This is a genomic window from Colwellia sp. MB3u-8 (genome assembly GCF_014076985.1).
Lineage (GTDB): Bacteria > Pseudomonadota > Gammaproteobacteria > Enterobacterales > Alteromonadaceae > Cognaticolwellia.
Genome location: NZ_JACGVA010000031.1, coordinates 1 through 23,701, shown reverse-complemented (window position 1 = coordinate 23,701; position 23,701 = coordinate 1). Strand labels below are relative to the sequence as shown.

Sequence of the window (23,701 nt, the reverse complement as noted above, 5' to 3'; positions counted from 1 at the left end):
CTCGTCCTGAGCATCGCTGCTCTTTCACATCCATGTGATCGCAGCATACCGCTCGTCCTGAGCATCGCTGCTCTTTCACATCCATGTGATCGCAGCATACCGCTCGTCCTGAGCATAAAAAAGCCGACTTAACGTCGGCTTTTTTAAGATGTTTTGTTAATTACATCGCTTAGTGTTGATGACCGCCAGCGCCGTGGGCGTGACCATGCTCAACTTCTTCAGCCGTTGCTTCACGTACGTCAGTAACGTCTAAATCAAAGGTCAGTACTTTACCCGCTAGTGGCGGATTAATATCAACGGTAACCATAAATTTACCCGCTTTAACAACAGTCACTTGGCGTTGACCATCGTCAGTGTTAACTACCGCTGTCATGCCCGCTTTCCATTTGGCACTTGGCGAGGCTAAACCTTGCATATGTTTTACCGGCACACGTTGAATAGCGTCTTCTTTACGCTCACCATAAGCGTCTTCAGGCTGTAAGGTCACTGAAAATTTATCACCCGTTTCTTTGCCTGTTAAAGCGTTTTCTACGCCGACTAACATATTTTTGTAACCGTGTAGGTAAGCTAGTGGCTCATTAGCATATGAGTTTTCTATTTCTGCACCCGTTTCATCTTTAAGTATGTAGTGAAACTGAACAACGCTTTTATCAGTAATTTTCATTTTATTTCCAAACAAGTATTTAGCATTAAACTGCCATCATAAAATGGCAAAAAATTGTGCGTGAGTCTTGCCAAGGAGTTTAACAAAATAGTCATACCAATTGAATGAATGAATTAAGCTCTTAGCCAAAATTATTTCAATAGCTATATTTTCTGCCTTGAAGTGAGATTACCACTCGCGTTTTAGCATTAGGTTAAGCCGATGGTAGAAGGGTAACTAATTTTTTCTGGTCATTTGAATGCCTTTAATATTTTACTTATTTTAAGCTATAAATCCTTCCAGTTTCATTAAACCATTAAAGTTTAACTAAACAATTAAATACTGATAATGCAGAAAATAAAACAATTACTCACAGACTGGTCTAACCTGTTGATACTTCATCAATAACAAGGTAGTTTAATAACAACTAAGTTACCGTAGTCACTTTTATGCTCAAATTACACTGCTTAAATGGTTATATTCAAAATATTTATCTCGCCGAGTACCCAGATAAGCTGCTGTTGCTTGATGGTTGCTGCCGAGCTGATGTTGATATTTTAGAAGACTTTATCATTAACGAACTTAAACGTTCGATGTCGGATATTGCCTTAATTGTCGTTACACATATGCACCCAGATCACGCAGGAGCGGCAAAGCTATTACGTAAAAAATATGGTTGTAAAATAGCGGCGGCGAATGTGCCAGGGCAATGGTATTCAGGCGTTGACGGTAAGTTAATGCACTTAACCGATATGTTATTGACTTTATGGGTAGCGGGTCGCCATAAAAAAGCTAAAAAGTTTATCTATTATTCAAGCTCGCTGATACCGGATTATTATCTTATTGATCAGGTGGTTTTACCGGGTTTTGAAGACTGGCAAGTGCACTTTACCCAAGGTCATACTGACCGAGATATATCTTTGCATCATCAAATAAGTGATCAAATTTATGTTGCTGATTTAATGGTTAAAGTCAGGGGCAAATTTATTCCACCCTACCCAGTTTTTTACCCTAATCGCTATCATAAATCTCTGATAAAAATTAAAGCCTTGAAAGTTGAATCTGTACTTTTAGCGCATGGTGCAAAAGTTCAATTAACTGAACAGCAATGGCAACAGTTGATAGCGCTAGCACCAACTCAACCTGTTACGCATTGGCGTTCAGTAAAAACAAAACTCAAACGGGTGTTACTAGGTAAGAATAACTCTGGTTAAGTAGGTTTGACTTTCTAGCTTTGGTAAATCCAAGCTAGAAATGATTTTGACTCGTTTACGTTGGTAAATGAAATCAGTTTTGTACCGTTTTTATCAGTCACTGCGACATTATTTTTGTTAACAGAAATTGACCGAACGGGTGAGGCGATCGAATAGATCGTACCTTGGTATGTATAAGACATAATAAACTCTTTTAAAGTGCGCTTAAACGCATGAACAAAAGCTATATTATTGTATCGTGGAACTTTTTTATTTGAAAAAATAACTACTTTTTGCGATAAAAAACTCGAAAAATCAGACAATAATTTAAGCTTAATAAATTAAGTGATGACTAACTGTGAAAGGGAAAGGCAAAACGCGATTTTATAAACAATCGGTTAAATAGACTAGATTTGAATAATTAACGTTGAGAATATATCTTTAACAATTAGTAAAGTAAAGCTTTATTTTAACTTTTTATGATTACTTTTATGATTACTTTTTATAGTCCCCTAGTTTACTTCACACAACGGGGAAAGACCTTAAGAGGATCGCTTAAGGTCATAACTTAAGCGGATACTTGAGCAAATACATCAGCAAATAACGCCCAGACACTAGATGGCCCTTCATAACCAAAGTCGCTTAGTGCTCAATAACTCTAAGCCCACTAAATCGACAGTTAGTCATTAAATTTGTTTAATGCCATCGCCAAGTTATGAGTGGCTTTCATGGCGCGAGTACTTAACTTAGTGACGGAAATAAAACCATGCATGCAGTCATCATAATGCTCGTGATAGGTTTTTATACCTGCAGCGTTTAGTCGTTCTGCATAAGCAATACCGTCATCCCTGAGCGGATCATATCCTAGGGTTAATATATAACTTGCTGGTGACTCGCTAATATTTTTTGTTTGCAGTGGGCTAACTAATGCCAAAGTCACTTCATCTGGAGTATTAACATAATGACTGATAAAGTAATCCATCAAATCGCGGGTTAACATTAAATCTTGATTAAATTTTTGGTAAGAGCCAGTCAAACCTTGCATATCTACTATCGGGTATATTAAAAACTGAAATGTCGGTTTTACTTTAGCCTGCACTGGTAGCTGTGTTTGCAGCGAATGCAATCCGATTATACAGGCAAGGTATCCGCCTGCGCTATCGCCGCCAACCCCTATGTGTTTGGGATTAATCTTAAGTGCTTCAGTATGGTCATTAATATAATTCCACGCATCAATGGCATCACAAATAGGGGTGGGAAATTTATATTCTGGCGATAATCGGTAATTTACAGAAATAATATTCATCTTGCCGTACTTGGCTAAATATCGGCAAAATCGATCATGGCTATTAATGCTACCGATAACGCAGCCACCACCATGAAAATATACTAGGGTTTTTTTAAGCTTTTTGCTTGTTGGGTAATAACGACGAATTTTTATACTGGTGTTGCCGCTATTATGGGTACTAACCGGGAGATTTAAATCAACAACTTGATACATTGCAATTTTTTTAAGACCAAGTAGCCGATCTAACAATGAAAATACCGCTCTGAATATTTTTGGCGCTAGCTTATGTAGGGCCGGCATGAATGACAAAAGTTTAGCCGCCATTAATTGCTTTTTTTCTAACTGCTTGCTCTGTAGTTGTGGGCTTTTCGATGGTATAAATTGTGGCTTGCTATCGTGCATAGTAAAGCGCCTTTTTATAATAGGTTAGCAAAGTTAACCACAAACTTTATTGGCTTAACACTTTATTATTAAACCCTTTATCTAGCCAGATAGAACTTAACTCGCTAGCGCAATAAACCGCTCTGTTAATATAATCGCTATTTTTAGTCATGAAACCGCCCATAGTTTATTGATTAAAACGATCTGGTATCAATGTGTTCCATCTGCGGCTCTTGCATTTCATCAACCCATCGCTGCCAAGTATATGGCCATAAAATGGGGTCGCCATCGGCATCTAAATACCAACTTTGGCAGCCACCTACCCAACTTGTGCCTTTTAATCCCTCTTTTACATAAGCATTAAAATCGTCAATAGCCTCTTGCTTAGCTTCAAACTCGTCAAATTCATTTTTACGCCATTTATTGATCATTTTAATCACGTAATCGCTTTGAACTTCACTCATGGCAATAACAGAAAAGTTACCTATGGGTGTGTTTGGCCCTAGCATTAAAAAAAAATTAGGATAATTGGCTAACATCATTGACCGGTATGCTTTTATTTTATGCTGCCAAGCGGTGTCGATATGTAAATTGTTACGCCCGATTAAATTCATTGGCCGCATAAAATTAAAGGCATTAAAGCCGGTCGACAATACTAAAACGTCTACATCATGATGTTTACCGTCTTTAGTGATAATGCCTGTTGCAGTAATTTGCTCAATGCCATCAGTCACTAATTCAGCATTAGGCTGTTGAATAGCTTTATAAAATGTTGTGTTGATAATTACGCGCTTACAGCCTACTTGATAATTAGGTCGTAATTTCTCTCGTAAGGCTTTATCTTTTATACTTAAGGTTAAGTTAGCATGACATAAAAAATTCAGTAAATGTTTTTGTATAAAGTGCCCTGTGACCGCTTTGGTAAAAATATGCTCTAAAAAGAATTTCCCTGCATTACGATGCATTTTTGTAATCACGGGATAGCGAGTCATGAGTTTTCGCATAGTGATTGAAAACTTAAAATCGGCCAGATGCATTAGCCATTGTGGTGTGCGCTGAAAAACAGAAACTTTAGCGCCGGTTTTAATCAGCTCTGGGATGGCCTGAGCGGCGGTTGAGCCAGTACCGATAACGCCAACACGAGTTGCCTCAGATATATTGACCTTGTGATCCCACTGAGCGGTATGAAACTTAGCACCTTTGAAGTCGTCTATGCCGGGAATGTCTGGAAATTTAGGGTGATGCAGGATACCGGTCGCACAAACAATAAAATCAGCAATATAGGTCTTATCTTTACTGCTTTTAACCGTCCATTTACCTGCATTATATTTTGCGTCAGTAACTTCTTCGTTAAAGCGTATGTCGCGCTTCACATCATATTTGTCAGCCACGTGCTCAAAATATTGCTTTATTTCTGGTCCACGGGCAAAAAATCGGCTCCAATTTGGATTGGCTTCAAATGAATAGGTGTACATATGAGCCGGTACATCGCAAGCGGCACCAGGATAGGTGTTTTCGCGCCATGTGCCGCCCACAGCGTCTTTTTTCTCCAAAACAATAATGTCAGTAATACCGGCTTGGCGCAGCTTAATGATCATTAAGATGCCGGTCATACCTGCGCCAACGATGACAACTGACGGATTTCGTTTTACTTGGCTCATGGGCATCTCAGTTATTGTTATGCTTATGGTTATTGTTATTTCTGCTTGATAGATAGTACTGCTTTGACTTTAATAACAATACCGTTTTAACCACCAAGATAGCGATAACAATCCGCTAATTCACTGACACCCAGGCCGCTTTGTTTCTTCACTTCTATTTGCACGTCAATGCGTTTTTTTAAGGCATCAACATGGCTTATAACGCCGATCATTTTGCCACTGGCGTTTAATGAATCAAGCGCAGACAGGGCTATTTCTAAGGTGTCGTTATCTAAGGTGCCAAAACCTTCATCGAGAAATAGTGAATCAATACTCGTTTTTGCGCTCACCAAATCTGATAAAGCCAGTGCTAACGCTAAACTGACTAAAAAGCTTTCGCCGCCCGATAAAGTTTTAGTGTCACGCACACTATCTGCTTGCCAAGTATCAAGCACTTCTAATGCTAAGTTGTCTGATTGTTGGCGTTGTAATTGGTAACGACCATGCAAGCGATTAAGCTGCTGATTGGCTAGATAAACCAAATGAGAAAGTGTTAAGCCTTGGGCGAAACGTCTAAATTTAGCACCATCAGCCGCGCCAATTAAACCGTTTAGGTGAGCAAGGTCGTCAAGTTCATTTTGTTGCTTAAGCATTTCATCAAGTAGTGTTTGTTGTTCATGACGCTGTTGTTGGTCTTGGCTGATTTGTTGGCTTAATTGTCCTTGGCGTATTTGTAATTTTTTTAAGGTGTTAGAGCAAATAATGGCTTTATTATCAAACTCAGCAACCTCTAAGTGATCGTCTATTGCTACATTTGCACTGAAGATTAAATCTTTGAGCAGTAGCTCATTATTGCAGGCTGAATTTTCACCCATTTCAACAGCGGTAACCAGCTGCTTAGTTTGCGCTTGCAGCTGGTTTTTATCTTCGCCAAGTTGTGATAATTGTTGTTGCACTTGCTGTAGTTGTGCCTTAGCTTGTTGACTTTGTTGCTCAATAGTTAACGCTAGGGCTTTTAAGGTGTTGCGCTGCTCTTGGGTTAACAATGCCGCTTTAAAGTCGTCTTCGGTGTCAAAATCACTAGCCGCTAATTGCCTTTGCCAAGTTTGTGTGGCCGCTTGCTGTTGTGGCATTAAACGCTTGATCGCTTCAACATTGCCGTTTAGCTTACCCGCAATATTTTGTTGGCGATTTTTCTGCTCATTAACCCCATTTTGCCACTTAACAAGTAGCTGTTCTTGCGCTTGTTGCTGTTGTTTTAATTGCTGGCGTATTTGTTGAACATCTTGAGCGGCAAATAAGCTTTCGCGCTGCACTTTAGCGTCATTATGCTGTTTTTCTAGCAAACTTAAATCCGCTGTTATGCTTTGCTCAGACACACTCAGTTGTTCAATTTTACTGTGCATTACCGCTAGTTGTTGTTGTACTTGTTGCAGTTGTTCATGATCTGTCGCCACGGCAGACAAGGCGGTTTGATAAGCATGACTTTGTTGCTCAAGTTCATTTATCCAAGCTTGTTGTAATGACACAAGATCAACAAAATTGTCAGCCGTAATAATATTGTTGGATACGTTAACATCGACGATACCCGTATCACTCTCAGTGTCTGTATTGGCTTGATTAAAAACAGCAAAGCATGCTGGCATAACTAACTGACACCTTTGCATAAACACCGTTAACTTTTGCCATTCTTGCGTTATTTGCGTAAGTTTATCGATAAGATTTTGCTTATTTTGCACGATTTGTTGTTGCAGTTGATTTAACTGCAGCGTTTTATTTTGGCTCAAGTTCACTAAGTTAACTAACTGCTTTTCTAGCCTCGAAACTAATTCAGCTTGCTGTTGCTGCCCTTGTTTTAATTGCTGCAATTGGTTATTAACATTATTTAACTGTTCAAAATTTTGTCGCCGTGCTTGTATGTCTGCTGTTATTTGCTCAAATGCTGATAATTCAACAGCCATGTTTAATAACTCACGCTGCGCTAACCAATGCTGAGTTAAATACTGCTGTTCTTGTTGTTTTATTGCTTTATTTTCAGTGACTAAGTTAAACCTTTCTTTTAAGCGATCTTGCTCTGAAGATAAGTTTTTCCCTTGAAGTTCAAGTTGTTCTAAGTCAATAGTGAGTTGTTTTAAGCGCTGCTGATGTTCACTTTCCACTGAATCATCACTTAGCGCTTGATAATCAGCAATGGCCGGGTGTTGCTCTGAGCCACATAACGGACATGCTTCATCGGCATGCAAGTTTGCTCTATGGGCACTAAGCGACATAATAGTTTTTTGTTGCTCGACAATTAACTGCACATCAATCAAGGCCGTTTTTTGCCGTTTATAATGTTCACGCAAAGGCGCTAATTGCTCAGCTAAGCGGCTTAATTGTTGAGTGTCTGTGTTAAGTGTTTTATCAATATCATGCAATTCAGCGCTTAGGGTCTGGTAGCGTTGGGCATTAAGTAGCGCTTGTGCTTGCTCATTAATAGTGGCTTGCATGCTATGCAAATGCTGACTGAGTGCTTGCTCATTTTGACACTGAACTTGCTGTAATAGCTGGGTTATATCCTGCTCTTTCGTACTAAGGCTTGCTTGCTGTTGTTTACATTCAGCTTCAAGTTCAACTAATTGCTCTTGCTCTTTAGTCAGTTCATTCGCCAATAAGTTAGCTTGTGTTTGCCAGTTTTTATCTTGTGTGATCAACTCAAAACTAAGCTGTTTTTCATTAACCATTTGAGCCAATATATTGCGCCATAATGGCAAATGCTCAGGCAATGTCGCCAAATGCCCTTGTTGCTCAATAATGACTTGCGCTTGGCTGATTTTATCTCGCTGCAATTGCTGTTGTTTGCTTAACTGTGCGCTTTGCTCTGTTGCTTGCGTTAGCGCTTCGTTGGCGGCACTTGCTCGTGCACTTTGTTGAATTTTTTGCTCGGTTAGTTGACTAATTTTGCTATCCAGTGGTAGCACTTTTTCAACAATTAACTGCTCAGTTTTATCTTGCTCGGCAAGCAGCTTTTCATGAGATAACAAAAAATCTGTCAGTGATTGCTCAGCATGTTCAACATGGCTTTTACTGTCTTTAACATCCACCTCAAGCAAGCTAGCTTGCTCATTAAGCTCAACAAGCTGTTGATTAACATAATTGTGCTGTTGGTAATCAACACGTAAATTTTCAGCCGGCCCTGACAAAGCTAACGCTTGTAACTCTGTAGCATGGTGGAGCTGTTTTTGCTCTGCTGATGCTTGTTGTTGCTCAGCAAGTAATTTTTGTTTATTGGCTTGCTGCACATTTATTAACCAACTGCGAATTTGCTGCCAATGGGCTATTTGTGCTTCAAAAGGTTGCTGCTGCAAAGTTACCTTGTTTAGCTCAGCATTAATTTGCTGTTGTTGCTCGGCGCTTAATAATTGCATGCCGGTGCTTTTAGCCTGCAATAATTTTAACTCGTTACTGGCCTCTTTATGTTGTTCAAATACCGCTTTTGAAATGTCGCCATAAATTTCACTACCCGTTAGCTCTTCTAATAAATCGGCACGTTCATTGGCGGGGGCATTTAAAAAGGCGGCAAACTCCCCTTGCGACAGCATCATAGATTTTCTAAAGCGAGAAAAATCCAAACCGGTTAATCGCGCTATTTCTGTTCGAATATCAGAGACTTTAGTGGCAATAACTTCGGCTTCACCCGCGGCTATATCACTGTCACCTTCGCTATTAAATTCACCTGTAGTGATTAACTTTGCTAACTCGGCAGTCGGTTTTTGTAGATTACCTTCGACACTGTTTTTAGCTCGGCGTTGACTCCAAAAGGCTCTATAGGCTTGACCTTTAACTTCAAATTCAACCTCAGCTAAACAACTCGCGGTATGGCGGGTCATTAACTGGTTTTGTTTATCTGAAATAGTCAGTCGTGGTGTTTGGTGATATAACGCCAAACACATGGCATCGAGTATGGTGGTTTTTCCTGCGCCGGTGGGGCCAATAATGGCAAAAAGCGCACTGGTGTCAAAGGGTGACTGAGTAAAGTCAATTTTCCAATGACCTTTCAAAGAATTGATATTTTCAAAGCGTAGCGATAATATTTTCATTATTTTTGCTCCGTTTTACTGGTCGAGCCACTATGTGCTTCGCTGTGCTCTGAAAGCGATTGCTTACTTGAGTTAGCCCGTTGCGTTTGTTCTGCAATAGTAAGGTATAAACTATTTAAGCGCGTTTTACGTTGCTGCTGCTCGTCACTATCCCAAGGTTCTAGCGCCATGCGCGCGTCAAATACTTCTTGAACACTTAATTCACTTAAGGTGACTTTCTTCTCATGACTGGGCATTTGTTGACGCGCTTTTTTACTGCGCCTAACGAGTAACACTTCAACAGGCATTTCTTTGACTATTTGCTCAATTCTGGCGCTTAAATCTAGTAAATATTCTGCACTTTCAATTTCAATATCAAGCCAAATTTTATCTTGCTTTTCAGCCTGACTATTTTGTGAACCTATATTTTTTAAGTCCGTATTTTCCGATTCTGCATTTTTTGATTCTAATGTTTTAGATTCAACAACAGCAGAAATATCTTCAGTTAAGGTTTCTAAATGTGTTTTTACCATCGCCAAAGGTTGAAAGCATGGCACCTTGCATAGCTCGACATTGCTAAGCTCTCCGGCCTTAAATTGTGCAATAACAATACTTTTTTGGGTATTAGCTTCATCAAAACTTAATGCGATGGGTGAGCCGCTATAACGAATATGCTCACTCTTGGTCACTTTTTGTGGTCGATGGATATGGCCTAAAGCTATGTAGTCAGCCGCCGGAAATTCACTGGCGGGAAAGGCTTCTAAGGTGCCAATATAAATATCACGCACCGACTCACTCGTTGATGCGCCAATGGTGGTTAAATGCCCTGTGGCAATAATAGGTAAGCGGGTGCCATCAGCTTGATTAAGCTGCGATAAGCCCTGCGCTTGTTCAAATAAGCCTTGATAATGTTCAGTAATAGCTTGCTGCAATGAACGTTGCTTTTCATTGGCCGATTGCCCAGCGTAGCTTTTAACAATATCGCGCGGTCGAATAAATGGAATAGCGCAAATCACCGCTTGCTGCTCAGTTTTGAGGCTGTTAAGCACAAAAACTTGCTCGGCCATATTATTGCTCACGGCAGAAATAACTCGTGTTGACAATTGCTGCAATATTTTTTGCGACTCTGTGAGCATAGCAACTGAGTCATGATTGCCCGCCAGCACCACTAATTGGCAATGTGTTTGATGCAACTTAGCAATAAAATCAAAATACATCTCACGGGCATAACTTGGTGGTGTGCCGGTATCAAAAATATCACCCGCGACAATAATAGCGTCAATCTGCTGGCTTTTTGATTGTTCAATTAACCAATTTAAGAATTGCTGATGTTCAGGTGCGCGACTTTTGCCATAAAAATGTTGGCCTAAGTGCCAGTCAGAAGTGTGAATAATTCGCATAATGTAGTGCACGCCAAAGTCATAAAAACCAAAGCAATTATTCTACCCACTCTCTACCAAGCTTGCTACTAGCCAGTAGAAAAACCTGTAAAAAGTACCATAATAAAATAATTCATAGGGAGAAAGGAATGGGGACTTCAGGAGAAGTAAAATATCAGCTGATCTACTGCTCTTAAATTTTTAAATCTCTACTCATTCCTTTCTCATGCTTTCCTGCTTGTAAACAGTACGATAATTAAATGAACACTTTCTCGATGTGGCTAATTAAATTACTCAACTATACTTATGTCAAGGTCGTCCTTGTTCGATATGAACACCATAAATAACAAAGGAAAATGTCATGGAGAATCAAATTGTTTGGGTAGATATTCCGGTGATAGATTTAACCCGCGCTATTGAATTTTATAGCGCCCTACTGAATGGCCAGGTGAAAAAAGAAGCCTTTGAGCATTTCACCATAGGTATATTGCCGCATGCTCAAACCAATGTTTCCGGATGTTTAGTACCCTCAGCGCCTGAACAAATATTTACCTCTGGGCCACTAATTTATTTTAATGTTAATGGCCGACTTGACGACGCCATTAAACAATCAGAAATGCATGGTGGTCGACTAGTTGAAGACAAATTATCCATCGGAGGACATGGCTTTCGCGCTATTATTCATGACTCAGAAGGCAACCGTATTGCACTACATAGCAATACACCTTAATAGTAAAATGGTTACTCTCAGCGGATAAATTGACTTGAAATCATCAATCATGTCATAACCTAGCCAAAATCATAGTCGGCACCTAGCCAAAATCATAGTCGGCTAGCCGGCTCTCGCCATAAAATCTTGATTGCGCTGCACAACCTCGACAGTAGAGATGATGCAAGATAATTTGCGCAACAGTAATAAAATTACGCCATCGAAATATCAAGCTTGCTTGCTCGATAAAATACTGCAGAAAATGAAAGCAACTCACCGAGAAATTAATTTTAAAACAACCCCCCCATTATTACCTTGTTCCAACTCACATCATGCCTTGTTTTCGCTTTATTTTTATTAAGTCAACTCGCCATAATATAAATACAAATGAGTTTAATTATCATTTGCATTTATATTAATATGTTATTACACTTCCACCAAATACAATTAGTTATCATTACCATTTAGGTTTATTTATGAAGATTTCCAACATATTAGTGATGTTTTTAGTAAGCACTGCGGCATTGGCTGATGAACAACAAAGCATAACGCTCGCTGGAGAAGACTTATTAGCACAACAACAGAAAATTGCTGACATTGAACTTCAGCTTAAGGCTTTAAAGTCGCAATCTGACGCCATGTTAGCAATGAATACAGCAGATCAAACCTTGTCGCTAGATAAAAACTGGCAAATAAAGTCTTATGGCAGTGTGAGATATAAAAATGAGCAAGTATTTAGAAATACCCAAGATTTAGATCCAAGCAGGCGCGCGAGTACGGACCTAGAAAGAGTTGTACTTGAATTGGTTTACGATTTCACGCCGAAATGGCAAGTCGAGCTAGAGCTTGAGTATGAACATGGCGGTACAGGTGTAACACTTGAATACGATGGCTTTGAAGAATTTGGCGAATTTGAAAATGAGATAGAGGCTGGCGGTGAAGTGGTGGTTGAAAAGCTGCAAGTGCGTTATCAAGCTAATCAATATCTGGCGGTAAAAATGGGTCGCATTTTTGTTCCTGTCGGTTTGGGCACAGACTTACATCAACCTCACCAATATATGACCACCGAGCGTCATTGGAGTGAGTCCACCATGATCCCACAAACTTGGAATGAAACCGGGGTTAATGTCATCACTCATTGGCAGGATTTTACCGCACAAGCGCTATTAACCACGGGGTTAAATTCAGAATATTTTCGAACTTATCAATGGGCGGCTACTGGCCATCAGAAACGCTTTGAACAAGTTAACTCTGATGATTTAGCGCTCACCTTTCGCCTTGATTATGGCGATGTCAAAAAAGATAAGGGCATTGGATTAAGTTATTACACCAGCAATACCACAGATAATCGTAATAACCAGAACAATATTGCCGGCGACGGTAATTTACAAATTTTTGGTGTGCATGGAGCGTGGAGCGCAGGTAACTGGTTAGCAAGAGGACAGTACTTATTTGGCCAGTTAGAAGACAGTGAAGCGATTACTTTAGCAAATAAAACTACGCCCGGCTTAAAGCCAGGAAATTTCTCTCAAGTGGGTAGCGAAGCTGAATCGGCTTTTGTTGAATTAGGTTATAACGCGCAAGGACTTTTAGGTTTGTCATCACCACTGCAAATTTTTGCTGCTTTTGATTATGCTAATCCGATCAAAAAAGTGGCTAATAGCATCGCTACTCCTCGCTTTGATAAACAAGAGTTATCAGCCGGCATTAATTATTACCCTATTCCAGAGTTGGTTTTCAAAGTACAAATTTCCGAGCAGCAATATGCTCAAGAAAATCTTGATAACACGCACTCAGTGGCTCTATCTCTGGGCTATTTCTTCACTATATAAACGCATCATAAGCGCATCGATATCACTCAAATTAAAAGAGTCACATTAAGCAAAAGTCACAGAATAATAATTTTAAACTTTAAAAGGACATAAACATGTACGTAAAAAAATCTTTGGTCGCCGCAACTTTATCCGCAATTATTTTATCGGCTTGTGGTGGTTCATCATCGGAAGCGGTAAGAGAAGCGCCGGTAATTAATAACAGCTTTACTTTCAGTGCGACTGAAATGATCACAAATTTAACCAATGACGTGATTGTGGCGGGTTATTTGTCATTAAGCACTGAAGCCAACAAATACCATTTAGCAACCTTAACCTTATTCAACTCCCCTACTGCTGAAAACTTGGCTGCAGCACAACAAGCTTGGCGTGATGTCCGAATACCATGGGAGCAAGGTGAAGCTCATATTTTTGGTCCCGTAGATGCACTCTCAATCGACCCACATTTAGATACCTGGCCATTAAATACTAGCGACTTACAAGCGTTATTAGCATCTCAGTCAGGTTTTACTGCCGAGCAAGTTAAATTATTTAATGATGACGTACAAGGCTTTCACACCATGGAGTTTTTACTGTTTGGTGATGGTCTAACAGACAATGAGAAAACGATCAGTGAAATGACCTCGCTTGAGCGTGAATATTTAGTGGCAACGGCTGAAGTGTTTAACGAGTATGCTCAGTCTTTAGCGGATGCTTGGACAGTTTCTTATGATCCAAGTGATAGCAACTCACCTGCCTACAAAGAGTTACTCTTAACGGCGAACAATAATGTTTATGCGTCTGAGCTTGGTGTGATAGAGGAATTAATCCAGGGGATGATTGGCATTATTGATGAAGTCGGCAATGGGAAAATAGCCGAGCCTTTTGGCACAAGTTTGAGTACTACGGATACTTCATTAGTAGAATCACAATACAGTTGGAATTCTTTAGCCGATTTTGCCGACAATATTCAAGGCGTTCAAAATGTCTTTCGCGGTGAATTTATCAATGGTGCAGATAAACAAGGCATTATCGACTTTGTCGCAGCCGCTGACAGTGAATTAGCAAGCAGGATGAATAACCAAATTAATGATGCCCTCACCGCCATACAAGCCATTAAAGGAGAACATAACTTACCCTTTAGGCAAGCAATTAACGACGCAGATGCCCGTTTAAGAATACAAAGTGCAATTGAATCTCTATCGCTAGTTCAAACCTCATTCGAACGTGATGTATTACCGCTGCTAGCACAATGGCATGCAAACTAAACGCTGTACTATTTAAATTGACAGTAATACAGAGAGTTTTGTTGCCATTTAAAATAGGCCGCGTCAGCAAGACTCTCCTGTGTAAAAGCCTTTTTAGCCGATTTATAAAACGCATTAAAAGTTAACATAAATGATAATAATCAAGCAGATAAAAAAACTAAATTCGAAATTTATCTTTGCGTGTTTCACGCTATTGCTAGCGCTCTTACTGACCAGCTGCGGCGGTGACAGTGCTAAAAGCAGCGCCGCACCCATAACAAAGCCAGACCTTACTTACCCTGATTACGCTCATGTACGTTTATTAGCGGGTAACGCGACAGCAGAAAATGCCAGTGATTCCGGTCATGGTTTTTCAACCCCTATAGCAAGGTTAACCGAGTCTGAATTAGCTAGACACTTGGCAGGAGATGCGCATTTTGAAACGTCATTTACCACAGCGCCAAACAATGCACACCCAAATCTCGATGGGTTAGGACCTGTATTTAATAACCAAGATTGTAACTCTTGCCATCAAAGAGATGGCCGCCCAGCGACATTAACTGTGCCGGTTAAAGCGCAGCGACTACTGCTTGGTGCTAATGCCGGTATATTCCTGCGCATTAGCCTTGAAGATGGTCAATGTGACGCGCCATTAGCGGCTAATAATTATTGTCAAAACACTCCCGTTAACGGCTTTGGTAGACAATTATTTCATCGCGGTGTGCTCAAAGCCCGTGATGATTGGCAAGTTAACCCCTTTATTGGACAAGCGAATGTTTTCTTATCATTCGACTATACAAGCGTTACTTATCCTGACGGTGCAACGGTGACATTGCAAAAGCCTGTGTTTGAAATTGAAGCCCCCTACGATGTTAGTACTGAAAATAGTTTCAACAGCGCCCTTTTGCAAAGTAATGTTCGCTATAGCCCAAGAAACGGCATGCCTATTTTTGGTTTAGGATTGCTTGAGCTCATAGCCCAAGACGATATATTAGCGCTTGGCGATGAGCACGACGCGGATGAAGATGGCATTTCTGGGCGTGCTAACTGGGTTTTCGACGCCATCAAAAGCCAACGTGGTGAACAACGACCGGTTTCCTTAGGACGCTTTGGCTGGAAAGCCAACACACCAAGTGTGCGCGTACAATCACTTGCGGCACTCCATGGCGATATGGGCATTACCAACCCGTTATTTCCAGAAGAGAGCATCGCCAACTCCATTATGCATGAAAGCTATTTAGCGCGAACAGGCTTTATTGATACCGGTATTGATGAGTTTGGTCAAACCGAAGCATCAGCAATTTTTTCAGATGACCTGGTATTTTATGCGGAAACCTTAGCTGTGCCCTCGCGACGTAACATTAACAATGAAAGCGTATTAAGCGGCGCAATATTATTTCAACAAGTTAATTGCACGGGTTGTCATACCCCAAAGTTTACCACTGAAGTCGGCGATGTATTGATAGGTGGTCGGGTTGCTCCTGAGGCATTGAAAGGTCAAACTATTTATCCGTTTACCGATATGTTACTCCACGATATGGGCGAAGGACTGGCCGATAATCGACGCGATTTTATGGCTTCAGGTAAAGAGTGGAAAACTCGACCGTTATGGGGCATAGGATTGACTAAAACGGTTAATCCTGCAGCAGGTTTTCTGCATGACGGTAGAGCAAGTAATATCGAGGAAGCTATTTTATGGCATGGTGGCGAAGCACAATCGAGTAAAAGCGCTTTTATGGCATTAACCGAAGCTGAACGGGTATCACTTGTTGCTTTTGTGATGTCATTGTAAAAACTAACCGTGGCCACTTTAATCAAGCGTGCTGTTCCTGTTAACGATGAACCGCACTCACTTGAGCACACAACTATTGGATTACTCAGGATAACCGGTTATTTTTTTAATATTTTGATAAATAGGTTTTAATTGCCGATACATTTTTCGATAGACCTGCTGATATAATTTATTATACAGCTTTACATTAGCTTGGTTGGGTAAAAAAGTTTGCTCGAGCCGGGTCATCGCAGTAGTCGCTTGTTGGTAGTTTGCAAAATAGTCCAGACCTACGGCAACATTAATGGCGGCGCCTAGCCCTGAGGTTTCAAAAGTATGTGGCCGGTGTACAGGTAAATTAAAAATATCAGCGGTAAGTTGTAAGGCGGCATCTGACTGCGAGCCTCCACCTGAAACCACTAATTGGATTATTTTACATTTTTGACGTTTTTCTAAGTTTTCTTGCCCTTCTCTGAGTGCGTAAGCTAAGCCTTCTAAAATTGAGCGATAAATATGGGCACGAGTATGCACGTCACCAAAACCAATAATAGCGCCTTTAGCTTCAAGGTTTTTTAGCCCTGGCGACCAATAAGGTTGCAACATTAACCCCATCGACCCTGGCGGTACTTGCGCGACTAATTGATCAAATAAACTTTCCGCGCTGACCCCTAAAGTTTGCGCTTTATCTATTTCATTTTGACCAAATTCTTGCTTAAACCAATTCACCATCCAAAAGCCACGATAGATCATCACTTCGCTATTAAAGTTATCGGGAAGGGCTGAAGGATAAGGCGGGATAAAAGCTTGAGGTTCAACATAGTTAGTGTTGTTGGTATTAATGGTGGCCGTCGTGCCATAACTCAAACTGGCGGTGTCTGGGTTAATACAACCCGACCCTAATACTTCACAGGCTTTATCAGACGCTGAGGCAATTAATAAGGTGCCTACTTTTAAACCCGTATGAGCGGCGGCGTCAGGGGTGATCTCACCCAGCACCTCACCGGGTTTGACTAAACTCGGTAACATTGAGCGTTTCACGGGTAAAGCATGCCATTTCCAGTCCCACGGGTGTGCCCAGTTTTGTTTTTTATAATTAAATGGCAAATAACCCACAATACTGCCAACCGAGTCTTTAAATTGACCGGTTAATTTGTAACTTAAAAAACCTGATAATAATAATAATTTATCGGTCTTTTGCCACACTTCAGGCTGATATTGCTCAAGCCAATTGGCTGGTGATTTACGACGAAAATAATCAACCACTTTACTTTGACCTATCAGGATAAATCCGACGCGCCAATACCAAGGCATAAGCTTATTTTTTTGGCATAAGCGCTGATCAAGCCACAAAATAGCCGGCCGTAAGGCGTGGCCATTTTTGTCCAAGTTAATCACGGTGCCACGCTGTGTGGTGACAGTAACGCCAATCACTTTCTCGCGATAGCCGTGTTCAATAACTTCGCTTTGCTGCCAAAGTTGCTGACAACACTGCCCTAGCATTTGCCAAAAATAATCAGCCTCTTGTTCAGCCCAACCCGGTTTTTTAGAAAAATAGGCTTGCAGCTCAATACGGCTTTTAGCCACTAGATTGCCCTGTAGATCAAATAACAAGGCACGAACACTTTGCGTGCCATTGTCGATACTTAAAATCAAATCACTTGTCGGGTTTTTTGTGCTTTTTGTTGCGCTACTTTCTGTCATATGTCACTTATACCAATATAATTTCAAGCTTCAGCAAATTAAACGAATTTTGCCCTAGGGTTAAATATCGACTACTTTTTTATTGTTATTTTAATAACATCACGATGAATAAGACGAACACAGCAGGTTAACCTGCCGGAATAGTTCACCTGGATTTTGCTAGGTCTGTATTTGTTGCTAAATATTGTTGCTAAATATTGTCACTAAGCCAATTTTTGCCAACGCCGTCAAGCAAAAACATAAACCTCTGACTCATAAAAGTCAAACCTACAAGACTAAAAGTAAACTAAGCTTGACATAAAGGACATCACCACTTATATTCAATATGTAAAGTTAACTTAACCTTTAGTAAAGCAATGTCGACATAGGAGTCAACATGATGACAGACAAAAATAATGAAATAATCAGTAAAGCAAAATCTTGGCAGCAGAAAAATAAAAACAGTACAGCAAAACTCGGCTTTTGGAGCACTGCTTGGGTATTAAGCATGGCACTGACTAATTTTGGTCCACGATTTATATGGGACTTAAACATCAGCTTAACTGTGATAGCCGTTTTGCTAAATTTAGCCTTAGGTTTAAAAATGGTGTTGGCTAATATAGCGCATATAAAAGCTTTAGATGAAATGCAGCAACGTATTCAACTCAATGCAATGGGCATTACCTTAGGACTTAGTTTAGTGGTTGGCTTAACCTATTCAAATTTGGATGTATTAGACCTGATAACTTTCCATGCTGACATTGCTCATTTGGTGATCTTTATGGGATTGACCCACATAATTACCATTTTTATTGGCAATAGAAAATACCAATGAAAAATAAACTGAAAGTACTGCGCGCCGAGAGAGACTGGACACAAGCACAACTTGCCGAGGCATTAGAGGTGTCTCGCCAAACGGTCAATGCCATAGAAAAAGGTAAGTTTGATCCCAGTTTACCACTGGCTTTTAAAGCCGCCAGGTTATTTAAACTGAGCATTGAAGAAATTTTTCAAGATGAAGGCTAGTAGCAAATATATTGCAGTGGCGCCAGTATAGACGCGTCACTGCAATATGCCATTTCACAATAACGTTAGGACATAAGTTCAAGTCGCGAGACGCGAATAATTATTATTTTCAGCTCAAGTAGATATTTAGCGGCTGAATAAACCGCTTACCCATCATGAAAAATAAGCCTTTGGCTAGCTAAAAAAATGTCAATTAGCCTAACAGTTTACCTAAACCGTCAGTGAGTATTTTTTTTGCTTGTTGCCCTTGTTCTGTGTCCAAGTAGCTTTGCGCAGTAGTAATAAAATTACTGATCATTTCAGGCTTTAACCCTAAAGCTTCAAATTGTTTTTTAACATGATTAATCGATTTTAACGAATCACTGTATTGTGATGCTTGCTCAAGTAATCCACCTAAGCCATCGCTAGCACCTGAGTTAAGTTTACTCATATCAGGCATTTGACTAACCAACCCTTCAACACCCGGTATTGAGTTAGCCAATTGGCTAAATTGCTCAGTTGAGACATTACCTTTAACATAATTAAAAATAGCGCCCATACCACCAGCGGCTTGGTTTGCATTAACATTTAATGAGCGAGTTAACATATCAACCAATCCATCAGTGCCTTGCTTAGCGGGAGTCTTTGAGGCTACACTTTGCTCAGGTGTATCACCTAATCCAACAAGATTTTTTAAGCTTTCAAACCAGCTTGTTTCTTGCCCGATAGCCGAGCTACTTAACGTTGAAATAGTTAAAAGTACGATTAGTTTTTTCATGTCAAATATCCATTTTATAAAGAAGTTAATCAGGCGTAAAAATAATTATACAACATAAAGCAGAACTGCATATACCGCTTTATGATTACAATGCCATGACAACTAAAATAACAGCTGAAACCCATAACCTTTGGCTGCAAAGCCAGCATCAAGTTTAAGATGTCGGTACTTAGCTTTGCCGGGAACTAAAAGCTGTGCCTAAATCATTTTTAATTCCCACTGAAACAAGCATCTTAAGGTGATTTGGGTATATAATGGTAATAAGTAGGATAAAAATAAGTCAAAATATGAGTCAAGAAAACGAACAATTACACAATCCTTTACATGGATTAAAATTAGACACGCTACTAAACGAATTAGTCAGCCACTATGGCTTTGATATTTTGGCTGAGTACACGCGCATTAATTGCTTCAAAAGTAATCCAAGCATAGCTTCAAGTTTAAAGTTTTTGCGTAAAACTGAGTGGGCAAGAGAGAAGCTTGAACGTTTTTATCTCTATGATTATAAAAACTTACCAGAAGCCGGTGAAGATGAATTCGAAACGCCACCGCGCCAACGGGTTATTCCGTTACATATCAAAGCTAAAAAACCAAAAGTATTGGTTCGGGGTGAAGCGATTATACCGCTAAGCAAAGATAGTTTTAAAGAGACTCATCGTGCTAAACCTGAAGATAAAAAAGCTTATAAACCTGAGCATAAGCGCGAAAGCAGTCGCCCTAGTGTGAGTGATAAATCAAGTCATAACCGTGGCGAAACTAGCTCAAGTAGTAGTTCAAATAAAAGTTCAAATGAGAACAAGTCATTTGACCCTTATTCTGATGCACCTAGATAGTCATGATATTTTTATCGCTTAAAAAAAGCCCTAAATAACTTGCGCTATTTAGGGCTTTTTTGTCTTGTTTTTTATCTTGCCTAACTTAGAATCCAAGCCTTAAAACCTAAGCCTTAAAACCTAAGTCTTAAGATCTAAGCCTTAAAGCTTAAATCGTGCTACTGAATCAGTTAACGAACCTGCCAATTTATTTACCTCATCGCTTCGATTCGATAAATCTTGTGACTCTGCCGCATTATGTGTTGCTGCTTCTGCCGCTGCAGTCATAGTGACTTCAATATCTTGACTAAAAACAAGTTGTTCATTCGACGCTATGCTAATGCTTTTACTCATTTCATCAATGGTATGCAGTGCAGTGTCAATTTGTTTGATGCCATGGCTTAACTCTTGGCTTTTCGAAGCACATTCAGTCGCCTGACTTTGCCCTTGAAAAATAGCGATTTCCGCTGTTTTTGTTTCTTTTTGCAGGGCATTAATCATTTGTTGAATCTCAGCTGTGGATGCCTGTGTACGAGACGCTAATGATCTAACCTCATCGGCTACAACCGCAAAACCTCGACCGTGCTCACCTGCCCTTGCTGCTTCAATTGCCGCATTTAATGCCAATAAATTGGTTTGGTCAGCAATACTACCTATGGTATCTAAAATGCCGCCAATGCTATCGCTATGCTTACTTAAACGTGCCATGACGGCAACTGAGTCACTTAAACTGGTTGACAATAAATCAATACGCTTGCTGTTATCGTCAGCAATAGTGTGCACTTCAACGCTATGTTTTGAAGCGTCTGAAACGTTATTGGCGGTCAAATTTGCTTGGTCAGTAACATTTGATGAACTGATAAACATTTTTTCAGCAATTTTTTTAGCCTCATTCACTCGGGTAATTTGTGCTGATGTAGATTGGGCGATGCGGTGACTTTGCTCACTGGTCACTTTTGCTGATTTGTCTAATGAATAAGCATTCTGACTAATATTTTTCAACAATGAGGTTAAGTCGTCACTAAGTTTATTGATATTATTGAATAAATCACCAAATTCATCTTGGTTCTTAATGGTTAATCTTTGCGTTAAATCTCCCTTTGCAATCAAGGCTAATGATTTATTGGCCTTAGTTAAAGGGCCTAACATTGCACGAGTAGTCGCTATGGCAATAAAAGCCGCTAAAACAACAAAGATAAGCGCCATATATATGGCTAGTTTTTCCCCTGTGGCAACTTTTGCTTTTGTGGTGAGCTGCAATTCATCAAAGCGTGCTTCAGCAAGCGATAACAATAAGGTTAATTGCTGGTAGGTCGCGTTAAAGCTTTCTACTGACAGCTTATAACTGTTATTTGCATTAATGTAATCGTCAAGCGCCTGTTTTTTGTCTTGATATAATCTGCCTGGTTCGACCAATAGCTTATTTATAATAGCAAATTCAATGGCAAACTCTTCAAGTAAAGACTGATCATCAATACCGTCAAATAGTTGCACCATAAAGTTGTAGTTATTAGTAATGTTGGCTGTTAAAAAACTTACCTCATCTTTATGTTGAGCCAAAATATCGAGCTCAGAAATTTGCTGTAAACCTGACATAGTGCCTTTTAGCGTAAACAACATATCGTCTATACGCGCACCCGTGCCAATAATTTCTACGAGTAATTGAGCATTCTCGGGGAGTTCAAGTAATTCAAGATCAAGCATTTTATTACTGGCTTGATGACGACTTTCAATAAATAATTGCAAGTTAAGTACAAAATCTTCATTCGCTGAGGCGACATTTTTTTTCGCTAAATAAAATGTTTCGCTTTGGTTAACGTAGTCTTGATAATGATCCTCGGCCTGCTGCAAAGCTTGCAGCATTTTAGGTTGGTCCATTACTTTACTGCGTAAAACCGTAACAGCAGATTGAAACTCTTGATTTAAATTCGCGTATGCTTGCTCACTTTTAAGTAAGTTAACACTATCTTGTTGGGTGAAACCTGAAGCACCTACTTTTATCATATTAAGTAATTTGATTTGTAAGGCACTACTTTGCTTTTGTACCGGAACAGCTAATAACTCAACATTACTGTTGGCCTTGCTGATTTGAGTTAATGAATGATAAAAAAAAAGGCTTCCTGCAACTAATAAAATTCCTATGGTGCTAAAGCCCATTATTATTTTTTGTTTTATTGTTAATGGTAGGTTGTACATATATACCTCTAGCGTTAGTGATTTTTTATACTCGGGTAATCAAGGGGTAACCACTTAGATTGATAGTCGATTATAAGGCGCTAAAACCAAATGTAAATAGTGGTCAAACCAGTTAAGAGTAAAAACAGAATGATTTATTATGCAGCTAAAATTTATTTTTTAGCCATTTTTATCTTAATAATTAAAGACTAAGTTAGAGCATACACTAATCTAACGCTTTAAAAATTTGAACTCTACTATCTGGTATTAAATCTAATTCAGTGGACATACTTTCAACTGATCGATTGTTATACGACCAACCTTGACAATGTTCACTCATAAATCGAGCACAATTTTTCAACGTTAAGGCTATTAGAGCGGAGCAAAATTTTGCGCTATTTTTGCACCTTGATATATAAACTAGCCCGTGTCGGCACTACAAATTATGGGTATAACCACTGTAGTTATAAAAGGGCTATCCACTTAGCACAACCGACCACTACATCTTGTGTTTACTAGATTTAACCTCTTCGATCACTTATGCCACGAGAAGACCTAATTTCGCATTGAATTCACCACAACCAATAGTCCGCTTGGCCACCAAAGCGGTCGTTCATCATCAAATTATTAATGCTAACTTTGTGCGCAAAGCGGAATAAAAATTTTAAAATTGTTTGTTTTGGTCGAGGTCAACTGTACACCCGTTAGTTGACCTAAGACATTCGACAGCAGAATTGAAAACCATTATGTAAGCGGACAATTCTAAAAATCGGTTTGAGATTAATTTCATGATCAAAAAAGCAAAATACAGTTATTGAATGAGAACATTATCTATGACCGCTGCAAGCTCATTCCTGTCCTACAACAGTCTTTTCTATTCGATTACTTTGCCGAACAATAATATTCAAGTAAGCCTTTGGTTGAACTATCATGGCTCTTGTTAATATCGCCGCTTGTTAGCTCTTTCACAATGGCGTTAGCTAAGCCTTTACCCAACTCAACGCCCCATTGATCAAAAGAACAAACCTGTAAAATAATGCCTTGAACAAATATTTTATGTTCATATAAGGCGATTAAACTGCCTAACGATTTAGGCGATATTCGCTTCATTAACAAGGTATTAGTCGGCCT

General features: G+C 39.7%; 16 protein-coding genes and 1 pseudogene. 8 read left to right on the top strand and 9 right to left on the bottom strand.

All coding sequences use genetic code 11. The features are described 5' to 3' along the window. Nucleotides 1–169: 169 nt before the first annotated feature. Nucleotides 170–664: a peptidylprolyl isomerase gene (locus H4J54_RS02295; protein WP_182189215.1), complete on the bottom strand. Its 495-nt coding sequence runs from the start codon at nucleotides 662–664 to the stop codon at nucleotides 170–172. Nucleotides 665–1,092: 428 nt separating this feature from the next. On the opposite strand from H4J54_RS02295, the gene H4J54_RS02290 reads away from it, so the two are divergent. Next, the gene (locus tag H4J54_RS02290; RefSeq protein WP_182189214.1) at nucleotides 1,093–1,857 is read left to right on the top strand and encodes an MBL fold metallo-hydrolase; all 765 of its coding nucleotides are present in this window, start codon (nucleotides 1,093–1,095) and stop codon (nucleotides 1,855–1,857) included. A gap of 658 nt (nucleotides 1,858–2,515) precedes the next feature. Here the strand turns inward: H4J54_RS02290 and H4J54_RS02285 are convergent. The 4 genes from H4J54_RS02285 to sbcD all read right to left on the bottom strand — a co-directional run bounded on the left by H4J54_RS02285 (nucleotide 2,516) and on the right by sbcD (nucleotide 10,603). Continuing rightward, entirely contained in the window at nucleotides 2,516–3,526 is a 1,011-nt protein-coding gene (locus H4J54_RS02285) for an alpha/beta hydrolase (protein WP_182189213.1), read from the bottom strand. A 173-nt stretch (nucleotides 3,527–3,699) separates the two neighbouring features. Beyond that, nucleotides 3,700–5,166 carry an NAD(P)/FAD-dependent oxidoreductase gene (locus H4J54_RS02280; RefSeq protein WP_182189212.1) on the bottom strand — a complete coding sequence of 489 codons (1,467 nt, stop codon included), beginning with the start codon at nucleotides 5,164–5,166 and terminating at the stop codon, nucleotides 3,700–3,702. A gap of 86 nt (nucleotides 5,167–5,252) precedes the next feature. Further along, the gene (locus H4J54_RS02275) at nucleotides 5,253–9,224 is read right to left on the bottom strand and encodes an SbcC/MukB-like Walker B domain-containing protein (RefSeq protein ID WP_182189211.1); all 3,972 of its coding nucleotides are present in this window, start codon (nucleotides 9,222–9,224) and stop codon (nucleotides 5,253–5,255) included. Continuing rightward, nucleotides 9,224–10,603 (bottom strand): exonuclease subunit SbcD, encoded by a 1,380-nt coding sequence (gene sbcD / locus H4J54_RS02270; protein ID WP_182189210.1) that lies wholly within the window; start codon nucleotides 10,601–10,603, stop codon nucleotides 9,224–9,226. Before sbcD ends, H4J54_RS02275 begins: the two co-directional genes overlap by 1 nt. Nucleotides 10,604–10,943: 340 nt before the next feature. Here sbcD and H4J54_RS02265 point away from each other — a divergent pair, with 340 nt between their 5' ends. From H4J54_RS02265 to H4J54_RS02250, 4 genes are all read left to right on the top strand, one after another. Continuing rightward, nucleotides 10,944–11,312 (top strand): VOC family protein, encoded by a 369-nt coding sequence (locus H4J54_RS02265; protein WP_182189209.1) that lies wholly within the window; start codon nucleotides 10,944–10,946, stop codon nucleotides 11,310–11,312. Between the two features lie 455 nt (nucleotides 11,313–11,767). Then, complete coding sequence (locus H4J54_RS02260; protein WP_182189208.1) at nucleotides 11,768–13,123, top strand: hypothetical protein; 1,356 nt, start codon at nucleotides 11,768–11,770, stop codon at nucleotides 13,121–13,123. 95 nt (nucleotides 13,124–13,218) lie between these two features. Then, nucleotides 13,219–14,370 (top strand): imelysin family protein, encoded by a 1,152-nt coding sequence (locus H4J54_RS02255; RefSeq protein WP_182189207.1) that lies wholly within the window; start codon nucleotides 13,219–13,221, stop codon nucleotides 14,368–14,370. A 130-nt stretch (nucleotides 14,371–14,500) separates the two neighbouring features. Next, nucleotides 14,501–16,141, top strand: coding sequence for a di-heme oxidoredictase family protein (locus H4J54_RS02250; RefSeq protein ID WP_182189206.1), 1,641 nt, complete (start codon nucleotides 14,501–14,503; stop codon nucleotides 16,139–16,141). An 81-nt stretch (nucleotides 16,142–16,222) separates the two neighbouring features. On the opposite strand, the gene H4J54_RS02245 is transcribed toward H4J54_RS02250, so the two are convergent. Continuing rightward, a complete protein-coding gene (locus tag H4J54_RS02245; RefSeq protein WP_182189205.1) occupies nucleotides 16,223–17,821 on the bottom strand; it encodes an FGGY-family carbohydrate kinase in 1,599 nt (532 codons plus the stop codon). A 376-nt stretch (nucleotides 17,822–18,197) separates the two neighbouring features. Between H4J54_RS02245 and H4J54_RS02240 the strand changes: the two genes are divergently transcribed. Next, a complete protein-coding gene (locus H4J54_RS02240) occupies nucleotides 18,198–18,635 on the top strand; it encodes a hypothetical protein (protein ID WP_259366930.1) in 438 nt (145 codons plus the stop codon). Next, complete coding sequence (locus H4J54_RS02235; RefSeq protein ID WP_182136275.1) at nucleotides 18,632–18,826, top strand: helix-turn-helix transcriptional regulator; 195 nt, start codon at nucleotides 18,632–18,634, stop codon at nucleotides 18,824–18,826. The genes H4J54_RS02240 and H4J54_RS02235 overlap by 4 nt, the downstream gene beginning before the upstream one ends. A 193-nt stretch (nucleotides 18,827–19,019) precedes the next feature. Here H4J54_RS02235 and H4J54_RS02230 read toward each other — a convergent pair whose 3' ends face one another. Further along, nucleotides 19,020–19,583 (bottom strand): DUF2780 domain-containing protein, encoded by a 564-nt coding sequence (locus tag H4J54_RS02230; RefSeq protein WP_182189204.1) that lies wholly within the window; start codon nucleotides 19,581–19,583, stop codon nucleotides 19,020–19,022. 287 nt (nucleotides 19,584–19,870) lie between these two features. Between H4J54_RS02230 and H4J54_RS02225 the strand changes: the two genes are divergently transcribed. After that, on the top strand, nucleotides 19,871–20,416 hold the full coding sequence (locus tag H4J54_RS02225; RefSeq protein WP_182189203.1) for a VF530 family DNA-binding protein: 546 nt from the start codon (nucleotides 19,871–19,873) through the stop codon (nucleotides 20,414–20,416). 141 nt (nucleotides 20,417–20,557) lie between these two features. Here the strand turns inward: H4J54_RS02225 and H4J54_RS02220 are convergent, their stop codons facing one another. Both H4J54_RS02220 and pgi read right to left on the bottom strand, forming a co-directional pair. Next, nucleotides 20,558–22,591 (bottom strand): methyl-accepting chemotaxis protein, encoded by a 2,034-nt coding sequence (locus tag H4J54_RS02220; RefSeq protein WP_182189202.1) that lies wholly within the window; start codon nucleotides 22,589–22,591, stop codon nucleotides 20,558–20,560. 861 nt (nucleotides 22,592–23,452) lie between these two features. Beyond that, nucleotides 23,453–23,701: pseudogene (gene pgi / locus H4J54_RS02215) on the bottom strand (glucose-6-phosphate isomerase); the annotation flags it as partial.

Bases quoted from the DNA above. Each gene is read 5' to 3' on its own strand.
- H4J54_RS02260 (WP_182189208.1), top strand. From the start codon at position 11,768: ATGAAGATTTCCAACATATTAGTGATGTTTTTAGTAAGCACTGCGGCA.
- H4J54_RS02290 (WP_182189214.1), top strand. From the start codon at position 1,093: ATGCTCAAATTACACTGCTTAAATGGTTATATTCAAAATATTTATCTC.
- H4J54_RS02245 (WP_182189205.1), bottom strand. From the start codon at position 17,821: ATGACAGAAAGTAGCGCAACAAAAAGCACAAAAAACCCGACAAGTGAT.
- sbcD (WP_182189210.1), bottom strand. From the start codon at position 10,603: ATGCGAATTATTCACACTTCTGACTGGCACTTAGGCCAACATTTTTAT.
- H4J54_RS02225 (WP_182189203.1), top strand. From the start codon at position 19,871: ATGAGTCAAGAAAACGAACAATTACACAATCCTTTACATGGATTAAAA.
- H4J54_RS02265 (WP_182189209.1), top strand. From the start codon at position 10,944: ATGGAGAATCAAATTGTTTGGGTAGATATTCCGGTGATAGATTTAACC.
- H4J54_RS02285 (WP_182189213.1), bottom strand. From the start codon at position 3,526: ATGCACGATAGCAAGCCACAATTTATACCATCGAAAAGCCCACAACTA.
- H4J54_RS02220 (WP_182189202.1), bottom strand. From the start codon at position 22,591: ATGTACAACCTACCATTAACAATAAAACAAAAAATAATAATGGGCTTT.
- H4J54_RS02240 (WP_259366930.1), top strand. From the start codon at position 18,198: ATGATGACAGACAAAAATAATGAAATAATCAGTAAAGCAAAATCTTGG.
- H4J54_RS02295 (WP_182189215.1), bottom strand. From the start codon at position 664: ATGAAAATTACTGATAAAAGCGTTGTTCAGTTTCACTACATACTTAAA.
- H4J54_RS02250 (WP_182189206.1), top strand. From the start codon at position 14,501: ATGATAATAATCAAGCAGATAAAAAAACTAAATTCGAAATTTATCTTT.
- H4J54_RS02230 (WP_182189204.1), bottom strand. From the start codon at position 19,583: ATGAAAAAACTAATCGTACTTTTAACTATTTCAACGTTAAGTAGCTCG.
- H4J54_RS02275 (WP_182189211.1), bottom strand. From the start codon at position 9,224: ATGAAAATATTATCGCTACGCTTTGAAAATATCAATTCTTTGAAAGGT.
- H4J54_RS02235 (WP_182136275.1), top strand. From the start codon at position 18,632: ATGAAAAATAAACTGAAAGTACTGCGCGCCGAGAGAGACTGGACACAA.
- H4J54_RS02280 (WP_182189212.1), bottom strand. From the start codon at position 5,166: ATGAGCCAAGTAAAACGAAATCCGTCAGTTGTCATCGTTGGCGCAGGT.
- H4J54_RS02255 (WP_182189207.1), top strand. From the start codon at position 13,219: ATGTACGTAAAAAAATCTTTGGTCGCCGCAACTTTATCCGCAATTATT.